The following is a 13,696-nucleotide window of genomic DNA, read 5'->3' on the forward strand; positions in this document are numbered from 1 at the left end:
GGGCCACGGAGCGGGATGAAGAACGATCAGGACACAAGGCGCCTGGTTGCCGTCCTCGGTCCCACTAACACTGGCAAGACTCATTTCGCGATCGAACGGATGCTGGGCCACAGCTCGGGCATGATCGGCCTGCCGTTGCGGCTGCTGGCGCGCGAGGTCTATGACAAGATCGCGGCCATGCGCGGCACGCATTGTGTGGCGCTGTTGACCGGCGAAGAAAAGATCGTCCCGCGTCATCCGTCCTACTGGGTCTGCACCGTCGAGAGCATGCCGCTGGACAAGGACGTGGCGTTTCTGGCCATCGACGAGGTCCAGCTCTGCGCCGATGAAGAACGCGGCCACACCTTCACCGACCGGCTGCTCTATGCGCGCGGCCGCGAGGAAACCATGTTCATGGGCGCCGACAGCATGGCGAAGATCATCCGCCGGCTGCTGCCCGAGTGCGAAATCATCAACCGCAGCCGATTTTCGCACCTGTCCTATGCCGGCGCAAAAAAACTGACCCGTCTGCCGCGGCGCAGCGCCATCGTCGCGTTCACCGCCCGGGACGTCTACGAGATCGCCGAACTGATCCGGCGCCGGAAGGGCGGCGCCGCCATTGTCATGGGCGCCCTGTCGCCGCGCACCCGTAATGCCCAGGTCGAGATGTACCAGAACGGCGAGGTTGACTACATCGTCGCCACCGACGCCATCGGCATGGGGCTCAACATGTCGATCAACCACGTGGCGTTCGCCTCGCTGACCAAGTTCGACGGCATGCGCCACCGCGCCCTGAACAGCCAGGAAGTCGCCCAGATCGCCGGGCGTGCCGGGCGGCATATGAACGACGGCACCTTCGGCGTGCTGAGCGATGGCATGGACGAGCCCGACATGGCCCCTGAAGTGATCGAGGCGGTCGAGCAGCATCGGTTCGTGCCGGTCGAGAAGCTGCAATGGCGCAACGCCGCGTTGGACTACGCGTCCCTGCCCCGCCTGATCTCGAGCCTGGAGCGGACACCCGATCTTGGCGGCCTGCTGAAGGCCCGCGAGGCCGAGGACCTGACGGTGCTGAAGGCGCTGGCGAATGACAGCGAGATCCGCGACCTGGCCACCCATCGCGCCGCCATCTCGCGGTTGTGGGAAGTCTGCCAGGTGCCGGACTTTCGCAAGACCATGGCCGACGAGCATTCCCAGCTGGTCAGGAAGCTGTACGTCCACCTCATGGAGGAAGGCGGCAAACTGCCAGAGGACTGGATCGCCGCACAGGTCAAGCGGCTGGACCGCACCGATGGCGATATCGACACGCTGGCGACGCGTATCGCCCATACCCGCACCTGGACCTATATCGCCAACCGGCCTGACTGGATGACCGACCCGGCTCACTGGCGCGGCGAAACCCGAAAGATCGAGGACAAGCTTTCCGACGCCCTGCATGAACAGCTCACGCTGCGCTTCGTGGACCGGCGCTCGGCGGTGCTGATGAAGCGTTTGCAGTCGGACCAGCAGATCTTCGCCGCGATCGACGCCCAGAGCGACGTGCTGGTCGAGGGGCATTATGTGGGCCGCCTGAACGGCCTGATATTCGATGTGGACCAGACGGCGAACGGTGCGGAAGGCAACGTGCTGCTGAATGCTGCGGGACGTGCCTTGCGCCGGGAGGTGGCGAGCCGGGTTCGCAGCATCCGCGAGGCGGCTGACCGGGACTTCGTTCTGGAAACGGACACCGCGCAGGTCCTGTTCGGCGGCGCGCCCGTCGCCAGGCTGACCAAGGGCGCCGATCCGTTGAGCCCCAAGGTCGAGATTCTGGCCAGCGACTTTGTCGAGCAGGCCGAGCGCCTGATGCTCGCCGGCCGGCTGACCGCATTCGCCGAGGCTCAGCTTCGCAGGGCGCTGGGGCCCTTGTTCCGCCTGAAGGATGCGCTTGCCGCCTCGGACCGGGATTCCGACGCCAAGCTGGCCGGCCTGGCACGCGGTATCGCGTTTCGTCTGATTGAAGCGCTGGGCGCCATGCCCCGCGAGACGGCCGCCGAGGATCTGCGCAAGCTGGCGCAACAGGACCGCTGGCAGCTTCGCTCGCTGGGCGTGAAGTTCGGCGAGGCCAGCATCTTCATTCCGGCAATGCTGAAACCCGGCGTCACGCGGCACCGGTTGATGTGCTGGCGCCTGTTCCACGACATGCACGGCCTGCCGGCTGTGCCCGCTCCGGGCATGACATCGGTCATCGCCGCGCCGGCGCCGGACGGGTTTTACGAGGCGACCGGGTACCGCGTGATCGGCGTGCGCGCCATTCGGCTCGACATGCTCGAGAAGGTCGCCGAGACGGCACGGGCACGGCATGAATCCGGCGCCTTGAACGCCGACCGCGAGATCACCTCGTTTGTCGGCTGCCGCGACCAGGAATTCGCCGCCATACTGGCTTATCTGGGGTATCAGCCAAAGACGCACGCCGACGGCGACACGACGTTTGTTCGCCAGCGGAAGGACCACAGGAAATCATCGGCGAAGGCGCAGCGCCAGCAACGGCAGCGCGCCGAACATTCGCCATTCGCGGGACTGCAGACTTTGAAAACCGCCCTCGGCAGAGGTTAGAACGGAGCCCCCATGCAAGATACCGCCCTGCGCATCGACAAATGGCTTTGGTACGCCAGATTCTACAAGAGCCGCTCGTTGGCGGCCAAACATGTGCAGGCCGGTGAAATCCGGGTCAACAGTCAAAGAATATCCAAGTCGAGTGTCGTGCTGAAGGTCGGCGATGTCCTGACCTTCGCGCTTGGCGACACGGTCCGCGTGGTCGAAGTCGCCGCGCTGGGCGACCGGCGCGGCCCGGCGCCCGAAGCCAGGCTGCTCTATCACGACCTTGCCGGACAGATCGCGGCCAGCCGCAACCGGCCTGGCATCGCCGCCGAATAGCGGCCAGGCTTGCGGGCGTTCTCCCGGCATGGTAACGCCGGGACATGTTGGAAGCACTGAAAGCATTGCTGGGCGCCGGCGCCCCGCCCGTCGAGCGCGAGGGCGAAGGCGCGGATATTCATATTGCGGCGGCGGTCCTGATGGTCGACGCGGCAAGCATCGATGGCGAATTCGGCGACAACGAACGCGGGATCGTTGCGGGTATTCTCAAGCGCCATTTCGGCCTCACGGACGACGCGCTGGCGAACCTGATGTCGCTCGCTGTCGGCAGGCGCGACACCGCGTCGGACCTCAACCGCTACACGCTCACAATCAAAGACGAATTTTCCGAAGCGCAGCGCGTGGAACTCGTTGAACTGCTTTGGGAAGTGGTGTATGCGGACGGCCAACTTCACGCCTACGAAGCAAACCTGTTGCGCCGCATCGCGGGGTTGCTCTACGTTTCCGACCGTGAACGAGGGGATGCGCGCAAGCGGGTACTTAACCGCCTGGGCGTTACAGAATAAAAGGCTCAAGGAGACCGCGATGGCTTACGTCGTGACCGAGGCTTGCATCAAGTGCAAGTACACAGACTGCGTGGAAGTATGCCCGGTGGACTGCTTCTACGAAGGCGAGAACATGCTCGTCATCAATCCCGACGAGTGCATCGATTGCGGCGTTTGCGAGCCGGAGTGCCCGGCGGAAGCAATCGTGCCCGATACCGAGGACGGCCTCGATCAGTGGATCGAACTCAATGCCAAGTTCTCGAAGGAGTGGCCGAACCTGACCGAGAAGAAGGAGGCGCTCGACGGCGCCGACGATTTCAAGGGCGAGACGGGCAAGTTCGACAAGTATTTCACGCCCAATCCGGGCAGCTGAGACTGCCGCCCGGAGTGCTTCGGGCGCAGCACCGCTGACCGCTATGTTTTCTCGGCACCCCCGATTGCGTGAAATCGGGGGTGCATTTTTTACGATTTTGTGATAATTGTCCTCTCCGCGTCGGGACACTATCGACACAAGTCGAAGCACCCTTGTCGCGGCGTTTGTCTCCCGTTTCGGTGAGAACCGGTCGTCCTACGAGACGATAGTACAGACATCATCCGGTCAATGCGGTCGATGCCGCAGGGGGCGGGTTACATGACTGTCAACTGCTGGCAAAAGGCCAGCGCGGCCACCCGACTGGGACCCTGGAGAGAGGTTGGCGAGAGAATCCATGAACATCATGACCAGCAAGAAGCCCGATCTGTCGAAGAAAAAGTTCCGCAAGGGCGAGCACATCGTCTATCCGGCGCATGGCGTCGGCCGCATCACCTCCATCGACAAGGAGACGATCGCAGGCACGGAGCTGGAACTTTATGTTATTGAATTTGATAAGGAAAAGATGACCCTCCGGGTTCCGGTCGCGAAGGTGGACCAGTTGCAGATGCGGAGTCTCGCATCGCCCGACATCATGAAGACGGCGTTGACGACGCTGCGCGGGCGGGCGCGGGTCAAGCGCACCATGTGGAGCCGCCGCGCCCAGGAATACGAAGCCAAGATCAATTCGGGCGACCCCATCTCGATCGCCGAAGTGGTGCGCGATCTGCACCGCGCGGAAGATCAGCCGGAGCAGTCCTACAGCGAGCGCCAGATCTACGAATCGGCCCTGGGACGTCTCGCCCGCGAAGTTGCGGCAGTGGAAAAGATCGACGAGCGATCGGCCATCGAGAAACTGGAAAAGACTCTCAAGGCGGCGTAACGCAGGCACGCACAACGCGTTTGCAGAAAGGCCCGCCTCCGGCGGGCCTTTTTCGTCCGGGATCACCTTAAATTGACCGCACCAATGCCCATATGATATTAGAATTAGTCCAAACTGCTCGCCACACCGTAAGAATGGTTGCCGCTTAGCCGCACCAGCGCAGGAGGGAGCGACAGTAGGAGGTCCGTTATGGATCTGAGTCCACAGAGAATAGACCAGCGCCTCGTCAAGGCCGCCACGGATGCCCGCCTCCTCGGCAAGGAGGAGGAGTTCGAACTGGCGAACCGCTGGCGCCACAATCACGATCACGACGCCCTTCACCAGTTGATGGCCGCCTATCTGCGGCTTGTGATCAGCATGGCGAGCAAGTACCGGCATTATGGCCTGCCGGCCAATGACCTTGTGCAGGAGGGCTGCCTGGGCCTGATCCAGGCCGCCGACCGGTTCGAGCCGGAACGCGATATTCGTTTCTCGACCTATGCGAGCTGGTGGATCCGGTCTGCCATCCAGGATTACGTCCTGCGCAACTGGTCCATCGTCCGCACCGGCACCACGGCGGCGCAGAAGAAGCTGTTCTTCAACCTGCGCCGGCTGCGCAGCCTGATCGGCCAGGACACCGGCAACGACAGCGCGGCGCCGATCTCGTCCGAGACCCGTCAGCGGATCGCCACCCAGCTTGGCGTGAAGCAACAGGAAGTGGATTACATGGAAGCCCGCCTGACCGGCGGCGACCAGTCGGTCAACGCGCCTATCGGCGAGGAAGGCGACAGCGAGTGGCAGGATTACCTAGCCGACGATCGCGCTGTTCCGGAAGACACGGTGATGAATGCCCACGACACGGAAATTCGTCTCGGATGGCTGAAAGAGGCCATGGAGACGCTGACCGATCGGGAAAAGCTGATCATCAAGGAACGCCGCCTTGGCGACGAGTCGGTGACCCTGGCAGTGCTGGGCGACCAGCTCGGCATCAGCAAGGAGCGGGTGCGCCAGATCGAGCACCAGGCGCTGGGCAAGCTGCGCAAGGCGCTCTTGCGCCTCGTCGGCGGCGATCCGCACCGCGTGGGTCTGATCCCGTCGACCTGACGCGGCCGCGCAACACGATCAAGGGGAGGGTTCGCGCCCTCCCCTTTTCTTTGGCGGCATGGGTTCGTGCCCCGGCAATTCGAGCTGTTCCGGATGGCTCAGTTCGATCATGGGGCCGTTGTAATTCTTGATCCAGCCCCGCACACGAACCGTTCGGCCCTTCAATGCCGCCGCATCCAGGCCTTGCCGCGCAAGCATGGTCCGCACCCGCGCCGGCACAAGCACCGTGAAATCGGTTTTCCAGTCCGGGCCGAAGTTCAGATAAACCCGGTTCTTCACGGCTGCGGCATCCAGCACCGTGCCCTCGACGATCTGGAAGGTATTCACCACGCGATGAGCGCGCTCTGGCGTGACGATCGAATAATAGGGATGTCCCCAGATGCCGCGCCTTGCGGCACGGGCATTGCGCTCAAGCGCCAGCATCTCGGCGGCAAGCGCGCGGTTGTCGGAAAACGTGTAAACCCTGGCCCAGCCCGACCGCAGCATCTCGCCTTGCACCCACAGGCCATCGTCGCGCTCGAGATGGGCGAGGGTCCTGCCCCAGCGATCGATGGGTTTGGCGGTTGGGCGCACGGTCAGCGTATGGTCCAGCACGATCCGCTCGAGTGCACGCCTCGATTCCCTTGCCAGTGGCCATTCCTTGAAGTGAGGACGATCCAGGGGAAGTTTGGGCGCCTGGATGCCGACCAGCCGGACGACAACCTTGTCGGCCAGAACGAGCGTGTCACCGTCGGTCACTTCGGCGACCTTTGCCGTCCCGGATGACCGCGGCGCATGGCCCGGCAGCGCGGCAAAGGCCCACGCTGACAAGGGCAGCAACGCCAGAACGGCAATGACATATGACCGGAATTTCATGGCGGCAGCGTATCACCGCGTCGCCGGATCGTCAGGCGAAGACCGCACCCAGGACCAGATAGGCCAGGACGAGGACGACCAAGACGGGAAGCACGAGCCCCCGCAAGAGAGAAAACACTGCCGAGTCCATTTTTCCTCAACCCCCAAGGGCCATCTCATAGCGGATCGCCCTTATATTCTGGATAGCCGCCGAGTTCGGCAACATTAAGGCGTATTTGCGCCGTGGCCGGTCTCCACTGCCCGATATGAGCCCCGCCCCGGAGAGGGCATTCGTCGGTGGCGCGACTTTGGGAATCCATGAGCCTGTCGCCGCAACGATCACGTGGTCACTCGAGGCTTTAGCGGCAGCGAAAATTCCGCTATCACTCTCGGCGGGCGCCCGTAGCTCAGCAGGATAGAGCACAGGATTCCTAATCCTGGGGTCGTGAGTTCGAATCTCGCCGGGCGCGCCATCACACCGGAAACAAATTTTCAGACAGCCGGGAACCACTTCCTGTGACACCCGTTGTCTGGTTGTGGCATCGGCGATTGCCCTCGAAGGTGCCTTGTGGAACCAGCCCCGCCGGAGCCCCCCGCCCGGCGGGGCACACATTTGGGGACCACCGCGCCGCCGGCATTGTACCGGCTAACTGCCGCCGCCGGTCTCGTCGAGAATTGCGTCCACCCGTGACCACTGATGGCTGGCGTGGCATTCGGGGCAAGGGACCGACTGGGTACCGAAGCGGTACGATTCGAAGGTTTCCCAGTTGAGGTTTACGCCGGTGTAGATTTGCTTCCCCGTATTGGGACACTTGATCATCACTCTGGGCATGGCTTGCTCCTCTTTGTCGAACGGCGCTCCGCCACCGCGGATCATAGCACGATCACCCGCCCATGGCCGCCCGTTGTCGGGATGTTCGCACGATCCCGGGTCAATCGGGTGCCATCGGAGAAACCATTTACCGTCCGCCGAGTTGAGTAAGGCAGGAGCAGAAAGGCTGGCGACTCGATGAGCAACAAGATCTCGAGAGAGGACAAGGACACCCTGTATCGGCTCAGACCGAACGACGAGGACCTGATCCGCAATCTGCATGTGCTTTATGACGGCATCCGCGTCGAGCCCATGCCCGAATATCTTCAGGAACTACTGGACCAGCTGCCGAAATAGCGGCCACAAGTGCTGCATTACCGCCGATTCCGAGGCCTCTTCCCCTTGCCTGAACGGCGCGTCGGCAGCCGGTAAGTGAGCGCAAAAACGATCCCCTCGTGCCGCATTACGGTTTCCTTCGACAGCGTGCATCCTATAACAACACTCGGAACACCATCTCGCCGAGGACCAGTATGACAATCCGCCGATTCTCAATTCCCCTGCTGGGCATGGCGGCCTTGTTGGCCGTATCCGGCCCCGCCGCTGCCTGGTCGCCCGAAGGCCATCAGGTCATCGGGCGCATGGCGGCGCTTTATCTCACAAAGAGCGCCAAGGCCGAAGTCGAGGCGCTGCTGGGCGGCGACGCAGCGGATGCCATGGAGCGGGCCTCGACCTGGGCCGACGATATCGTGGCACAGCGGCCGGACACCCTGGCGTGGCATTTTGTCGACATTCCCCTGGACGAGGGCAAATACAACCCAGAACGCGACTGCCCCGGCGGGAATTGTGCGGTGGCGCGGATGACGGCCGACATGAAGCTTCTGGCCGACAAGACCCAGCCAAAGGAACAGCGCGCCGAAGCCCTGAAATACCTGATCAACCTGATGGGCGAAATCCACCAGCCGCTGCGGGTGGTGGACGACGGTCACGACCATGGCCGCGACATCAAGGTCCAGTTCGGCGACAAGCGCACCAATCTGTTCGACGTCTGGGAAACCGACGTGCCAAAGGGACTTCAGGGGACAACCCAGCAGATCGTCAGCCGACTCCGCGGCAAGATCACGCCCGAGCACCGCAAGTTCTGGGCCTATGGGACCTTTATCAAGTGGACCGAGGAATCCGCCGGCCAGGCCCGGGTCAACATCCATGACGACCTGTACGGCGCCGCGCGCTTGTCGAACGAGGAATTGCTGGTGAGCCTGGAATACCCCGACGTCAAGCGCAGGCTGGCATCCGAATTGATCTCGCGGGCCGCCGTGCGCCTTGCGGCAGCGCTCAATTTTGCGCTGAAATAGATCAGCGCGACGCCGTGCGCTCTTCATCCCAGCAGCGCTGCATCAGGTAGTAGCTGAACGAGGCCGACCAGCCCAGCAGCAGCAGGCCGTTGATCGGCTCGATGCTGGCCAGCAGCCGCAGCGGACCGATGGGATAGATGTCGCCCAGCCCCAGTGTCGTGAAGGTCTCTGCGGAAAAGTAGAAATAGCTGAGCGGCTCGAACACATGGGAGCCGGCAAAGCTGCCGATATCGATCCATTTGTCGGCAAACCAGTACGCGATCGCGTAGAGCCCGATCTCCAGCAGGTGAATCCAGAAAACGATGAGGATGGCCGCGAGGATCTTGCGCCGCCCGGATCCCGACATCCCCAGGATGTACCGGTAGGTCAGGCGAAGTCCCTCATAATGCATTGCGGTGGTGGTCACGACCAGCACCAGCGCCGTCACGATCGCATAGAGAATGCCCAATGGGCCGTCCTTCCGGTGCCGCCACCATTGGAGAGAAGAGTCTGGGCGGAAGAGCGGCCGTCAACCGCCGCTGGGGAACCGCTCGAACGCGGGCAGACCCTCGGGAATGCTGTGGAAAGGCTGCTTGTCGATGGTAAAAATCGCCATTTCCGGACCGCCGAACAATTTCGGGTCGTCGAACGTGCCCACTTTCAGGATGACCCCGTCGAAGCCCTTGGCGCGGGTGAGGATGTGGGTGCCGCAGTTGGGACAGAACTCGCGCGTTACCGGGCGCGGCAGATCGCTCCGGGCGAACTGTTTCGGCTCGCCTTTGGTGTAGGCAAATCCGGCGAGCGGCATGGCGACGATGACGTTGGGCGAGCCGCCCGAAATGTACTGGCATTCCCGGCAATGGCACTGCGCCTTCATCATGGGATCGCCCTCGGCCACATAGCGCAGCCCGCCGCAATAACATCCGCCTTCGATCTTCATGGGTTCCCTCCCCTGGTTCGCAAGCGAGTCTAGCCCGCTCCGCCGCGAATTTCCATGCAGCGGATCAGATCATGGTTGATGGATCCGGCGTGGATTGCGCCGCAGCAGGCCGGAGCTGCCCTTCCGGGGCTCTTGAACACCCGCACAAACGGCCCGCGACGAAGAAAGCAACCTTGCTTATTCCTGTTCGCCGCGACAGGCTACCGCTTCACGAAACTGGGGAGTACGTGGGATGGGACAGCTTGACGGCAAGGTGGCGATCGTCACCGGCGCTGGGCGCGGCATCGGCAAGGCGACGGCGATTACCTATGCGAAAGAGGGCGCCAAGGTCGTTGTCGCGTCGCGGACGCAGGCGACGCTGGACGGCGTGGTGAAGCAGATCACCGACGCAGGCGGCACGGCCATCGGCATCACCTGTGACGTGGGCCACAAGGACCAGATATTCGCCATGGTCGACAAGGCGGTGAAGGCATTCGGTCCTGTCGATATCCTGGTGAACAACGCGCAAGGCTTCGGCACCGAGGCCAACCCGCAGAAATCGACCGTGTTCGTGTCGGTGCAGGACACCGACGACGTGGAACTGGAATACACCTTCCGCACCGGTGCGCTGGCGAGCCTGTGGGCCATGCAGGCCGTCTATCCGCACATGAAGGGCCGCGGCGGCAAGATCATCAATTTCGCCTCGGCCGCCGGCATGACCGGCGACCCCGGCAACACCTCCTACAACATCGCCAAGGAGGCCATCCGCGTCATCACCCGGACGGCGGCACGCGAATGGGGACCGGACGGCATCCAGATCAACACGGTAAACCCGTTCCTGCGCACCGACGCCTGGGAGAACTGGGAAAAGGCCCGGCCCGAAGACGTGAAGAAATACGCGGAATCGGTGCCGCTGAAGCGGCTGGGCGATCCCATGAAGGACGGCGGGCCGCTGATGGTGTTCATCGCCAGCGACGCCAATTCCTACATGACCGGCCACGACTTCAACCTGGACGGCGGCTGGGAGATTCACGCATGAGCACCGACAGGACCATCCGCGACCTGCTCGAAAAGCAGGCGATCTACGAGCTGATGGCGCATTATGCCGACCGGATCGACGCCAACGATCCCGAAGGCGCGGCGGCGTGCTTCGCCGAGGACGGATTGGGCGTCTACTGGCAGGACTGCATCGGGCCGGTGGCCATCGCCGAACGCCTCGTCGGCATCCTCGACCGCTTCCACGCCACGTCCCATCACCTGAGCAATGTCCAGATCCGGCTGAACGGCGATACCGCGACGGCGCAGGCCTATGTCTACGCCTTCCACCGGGTGAAGGCCGACATGGAAAATCCCATGCACTACTGGGGGCGCTGGGTCGACGAACTGGCCAAGATCGACGGCGCGTGGAAATTCAAGCGCCGCGAAGTGGTCGGCATCGGCAGCATCAGCCGGGGAACGGACGATCTGGATCATCCGGGACATCCGGGCCGCCTTTCACGCGAGGCGCCCAAGGCCGATTTCGGGTAGCGCCGGATGACCGATCCGATCCGCGAACTCGCCGACAAGCGGGCCATACACGAGTTGATGGCGCATTATGCCGACCGGATCGACGCCAACGACCCGGAAGGCGCAGCGTCCTGCTTCGCCGAGGACGGCATCGGAGTCTATTGGCAGGACTGCGTGGGTCCCAAGGCTATCGCCGAACGGCTGACCGGCATCCTCGCCCACTTCCACGCCACGTCGCACCATCTGAGCAACGTCCAGATCCGGCTGGATGGCGATACGGCGACGGCGCAGTCCTATGTCTATGCGTTCCACCGGGTAAAGGCGGACATGGACAAGCCCATGCATGTCTGGGGCCGCTGGGTCGATGCCCTGAAAAAAGTCGACGGCCATTGGAAGTTCGCCCACCGCGAAGTGGTGAGCGTCGGCAGCATCGGCAGCGTGCGGGTGCCAGATGACCTCGGGCATCCGGGGCATCCGGGACGGCTGGTGAGATAGAGATTTACCTTTTCCCGTCATTGCGAGCGCCCGCAGGGCGCGCGGCAACCCAGTCTCTCCACCACTCGCTCATCGGTTGGAGAGACTGGATTGCCGCGTCGCTTCGCTCCTCGCAATGACGGCGGATTTACCATCTGGTAATCCGCGGCCACAAATCTACCTCCTGTAACCTTCGACCACTATTCCGCGCGACCGTGGAACTCACCGGGGAGCACGCCGTCACGGCACCGTCACATGAACAAGGCCCTGACCGTCATCCTGGCCACGGTCGCGCTCGATGCCATTGGCATCGGCCTGATCATGCCGATCCTGCCCAGCCTGCTGCGCGAGCTGGGCCATTCGTCCGAGATTTCGGCCCAGTACGGCATGCTGCTGGCGCTTTATGCGGCCATGCAGTTCCTGTTCGGACCGGTGCTGGGCGCACTGAGCGACCGCTTCGGCCGGCGGCCGATCCTGCTGGTCGCGCTGGCAGGCGCCGCGGTCGATTACCTGATCATGGCGATGACCGATCATCTGGCGATCCTCTATGTGGGCCGCGCCATCGCCGGCATCGCGGGCGCCAGCTTCGTCGTCGCCACCGCCTATATCGCCGACATCTCGCTGCCCGCCGAGCGCGCGCGCCGCTATGGGCTGATGCAGGCCTGTTTCGGGATCGGCTTCATTGCCGGGCCGGTGCTGGGCGGCCTGCTGGGCGAACTATCGCTGCGCTATCCTTTCCTGCTTGCCGCCGCGCTCAACGGCATCAACTTCGTGGTCGGACTCTTCGTGCTGCCAGAATCCCATCTGCCGGAGCGCCGCAAGGTCAAACTCGCGAGCCTGAACCCGCTCGCGTCGTTCCGCTGGGCGTTCGGCATGCGGACCCTGGTCCCGCTGATCGCGATCTTCTTCACCATGCATCTGGTGGGACAGGTGCCGGGATCGCTTTGGGTGATCTATGGCGAGGACCGCTTTGCCTGGGATACCTGGATGGTGGGCCTGTCGCTGGGCGTGTTCGGCCTGTTCCATGCCGTCGCCCAGGCATTCCTGACCGGACCGGTCACGGCGCGCCTTGGCGAGAAGACCACGCTCGCCCTGGGCGTCGCCTTCGACGCCACCGGGCTTGTCCTGATGGCGTATGCCACCACGACCTGGATGGTCCTCCCAGTGCTGATGTTCCTGACCCTGTCGGGCGTGGGTATCCCCGCCCTTCAGTCCATGGTCTCGCGGCAGGTCGATGAGGACCAGCAGGGCGAGTTGCAGGGCACGGTCGCAGCGCTCATGAGCCTGGCTTCGATCTTCGGACCGCTTGCCGCCACCGCCTTCTATGCGGCGACGGCGGCTACATGGAGCGGCATGGTCTGGGTGGCGGCGGCGGCGCTCTATGTCCTGCTCATTCCCGCGCTGCTCGCCATCCGGCGGCATTAATGCGCCCTCGGCTTTATGGGCCAGGCAAAACCAGCACGCATGATGCTTCCATCGGAGGCGATCCGATGCTTACATAGGGGCCGCGCAGGGGAGAGCGCGTTTCCAGGACCGAGGGAGAGACCATGTCCGCGCCGAATGACCACGAAGTCGTTTCCATCTATCCGTACACGCCCGAGCAACTCGACCGGCTGATGACCGACGCGCGCGAATGCGTGCTGATGTGGGCCACCAAGGACAACTGGCCGGTCGGCGTCTACCATTCCTTCGTCTGGCGCAACGGGCGCATCTGGATCACCTTCGCCGCCCACCGCCACCGGGCCAACGCGATCAAGCGCAACCCCAAGGTGGCGGTCGCGGTCAGCGGCGTCGCCGGGGTCGAGCCGGATTGCCCCATGGGATCGGCCACCGCCAAGGGCATCGGCATCTTCCATGACGATGACGAAACCAAGGCCTGGTTCTATCGGGCGCTGGCAGACAAGTCGTACCGCGACGACCCGGCCAAGGCAGACCGCTTCGTCGAAACCCTGAATTCGCCCATGCGCACCATTCTCGAGGTGATCCCGACCCAGTGGATCACCTTCGACAGCGGCAAGTCGGCACGCCACATGGCCGGGCAGATCAACGACACCGAACTGGGTCCGCGGCTCACCTCGGACGCCGAGCGGCTCGCCAAGTTCCGCCAGGAACGCGGACTCGGCGAGCGCTGA

17 protein-coding genes and 1 tRNA gene are annotated in these 13,696 nt (G+C 63.4%); 14 read left to right on the plus strand and 4 right to left on the minus strand.

What is annotated here, in order from left to right:
• Positions 1-15 precede the first annotated feature (15 nt).
• The 6 genes from WJU21_RS16610 (at position 16) to WJU21_RS16635 (ending at position 5,689) form a co-directional block, all read left to right on the plus strand.
• Entirely contained in the window at positions 16-2,568 is a 2,553-nt protein-coding gene (locus tag WJU21_RS16610; protein ID WP_346324582.1) for a helicase-related protein, read from the plus strand.
• Between the two features lie 12 nt (positions 2,569-2,580).
• Entirely contained in the window at positions 2,581-2,889 is a 309-nt protein-coding gene (locus tag WJU21_RS16615) for an RNA-binding S4 domain-containing protein (RefSeq protein ID WP_346324583.1), read from the plus strand.
• Positions 2,890-2,933: 44 nt separating this feature from the next.
• Positions 2,934-3,395 carry a TerB family tellurite resistance protein gene (locus WJU21_RS16620; RefSeq protein ID WP_346324584.1) on the plus strand — a complete coding sequence of 154 codons (462 nt, stop codon included), beginning with the start codon at positions 2,934-2,936 and terminating at the stop codon, positions 3,393-3,395.
• 19 nt (positions 3,396-3,414) lie between these two features.
• The gene (gene fdxA / locus WJU21_RS16625; protein ID WP_346324585.1) at positions 3,415-3,747 is read left to right on the plus strand and encodes a ferredoxin FdxA; all 333 of its coding nucleotides are present in this window, start codon (positions 3,415-3,417) and stop codon (positions 3,745-3,747) included.
• 334 nt (positions 3,748-4,081) lie between these two features.
• On the plus strand, positions 4,082-4,606 hold the full coding sequence (locus tag WJU21_RS16630; protein WP_346324586.1) for a CarD family transcriptional regulator: 525 nt from the start codon (positions 4,082-4,084) through the stop codon (positions 4,604-4,606).
• Positions 4,607-4,795: 189 nt separating this feature from the next.
• Positions 4,796-5,689: an RNA polymerase factor sigma-32 gene (locus WJU21_RS16635; RefSeq protein WP_346324587.1), complete on the plus strand. Its 894-nt coding sequence runs from the start codon at positions 4,796-4,798 to the stop codon at positions 5,687-5,689.
• 18 nt (positions 5,690-5,707) lie between these two features.
• Here WJU21_RS16635 and WJU21_RS16640 read toward each other — a convergent pair whose 3' ends face one another.
• A complete protein-coding gene (locus WJU21_RS16640; protein ID WP_346324588.1) occupies positions 5,708-6,544 on the minus strand; it encodes a thermonuclease family protein in 837 nt (278 codons plus the stop codon).
• A 375-nt stretch (positions 6,545-6,919) separates the two neighbouring features.
• Here WJU21_RS16640 and WJU21_RS16645 point away from each other — a divergent pair.
• Positions 6,920-6,996, plus strand: a tRNA-Arg gene (locus WJU21_RS16645).
• A 173-nt stretch (positions 6,997-7,169) separates the two neighbouring features.
• On the opposite strand, the gene WJU21_RS16650 is transcribed toward WJU21_RS16645, so the two are convergent.
• Entirely contained in the window at positions 7,170-7,355 is a 186-nt protein-coding gene (locus WJU21_RS16650) for a hypothetical protein (protein WP_346324589.1), read from the minus strand.
• A 177-nt stretch (positions 7,356-7,532) separates the two neighbouring features.
• Here WJU21_RS16650 and WJU21_RS16655 point away from each other — a divergent pair, with 177 nt between their 5' ends.
• The gene (locus WJU21_RS16655; RefSeq protein WP_346324590.1) at positions 7,533-7,691 is read left to right on the plus strand and encodes a hypothetical protein; all 159 of its coding nucleotides are present in this window, start codon (positions 7,533-7,535) and stop codon (positions 7,689-7,691) included.
• A 173-nt stretch (positions 7,692-7,864) separates the two neighbouring features.
• Positions 7,865-8,686: a S1/P1 nuclease gene (locus WJU21_RS16660; RefSeq protein WP_346324591.1), complete on the plus strand. Its 822-nt coding sequence runs from the start codon at positions 7,865-7,867 to the stop codon at positions 8,684-8,686.
• Between the two features lies 1 nt (position 8,687).
• On the opposite strand, the gene WJU21_RS16665 is transcribed toward WJU21_RS16660, so the two are convergent.
• Positions 8,688-9,134: an ion channel gene (locus tag WJU21_RS16665; RefSeq protein ID WP_346324592.1), complete on the minus strand. Its 447-nt coding sequence runs from the start codon at positions 9,132-9,134 to the stop codon at positions 8,688-8,690.
• 60 nt (positions 9,135-9,194) lie between these two features.
• On the minus strand, positions 9,195-9,605 hold the full coding sequence (locus WJU21_RS16670; protein WP_346324593.1) for a GFA family protein: 411 nt from the start codon (positions 9,603-9,605) through the stop codon (positions 9,195-9,197).
• 232 nt (positions 9,606-9,837) lie between these two features.
• Between WJU21_RS16670 and WJU21_RS16675 the strand changes: the two genes are divergently transcribed.
• The 5 genes from WJU21_RS16675 (at position 9,838) to WJU21_RS16695 (ending at position 13,696) form a co-directional block, all read left to right on the plus strand.
• Entirely contained in the window at positions 9,838-10,623 is a 786-nt protein-coding gene (locus tag WJU21_RS16675) for an SDR family oxidoreductase (RefSeq protein ID WP_346324594.1), read from the plus strand.
• The gene (locus tag WJU21_RS16680) at positions 10,620-11,111 is read left to right on the plus strand and encodes a nuclear transport factor 2 family protein (protein ID WP_346324595.1); all 492 of its coding nucleotides are present in this window, start codon (positions 10,620-10,622) and stop codon (positions 11,109-11,111) included. The genes WJU21_RS16675 and WJU21_RS16680 overlap by 4 nt, the downstream gene beginning before the upstream one ends.
• Positions 11,112-11,117: 6 nt before the next feature.
• Positions 11,118-11,585, plus strand: a complete 468-nt coding sequence (locus WJU21_RS16685) for a nuclear transport factor 2 family protein (RefSeq protein WP_346324596.1) — start codon at positions 11,118-11,120, stop codon at positions 11,583-11,585.
• A gap of 234 nt (positions 11,586-11,819) precedes the next feature.
• Complete coding sequence (tet, locus tag WJU21_RS16690; protein ID WP_346324597.1) at positions 11,820-12,989, plus strand: Tet(A)/Tet(B)/Tet(C) family tetracycline efflux MFS transporter; 1,170 nt, start codon at positions 11,820-11,822, stop codon at positions 12,987-12,989.
• A 122-nt stretch (positions 12,990-13,111) separates the two neighbouring features.
• The gene (locus WJU21_RS16695) at positions 13,112-13,696 is read left to right on the plus strand and encodes a hypothetical protein (protein WP_346324598.1); all 585 of its coding nucleotides are present in this window, start codon (positions 13,112-13,114) and stop codon (positions 13,694-13,696) included.

Origin of the sequence: Emcibacter sp. SYSU 3D8 (assembly GCF_039655875.1) — a bacterium.
Classification (GTDB): domain Bacteria; phylum Pseudomonadota; class Alphaproteobacteria; order SMXS01; family SMXS01; genus RI-34.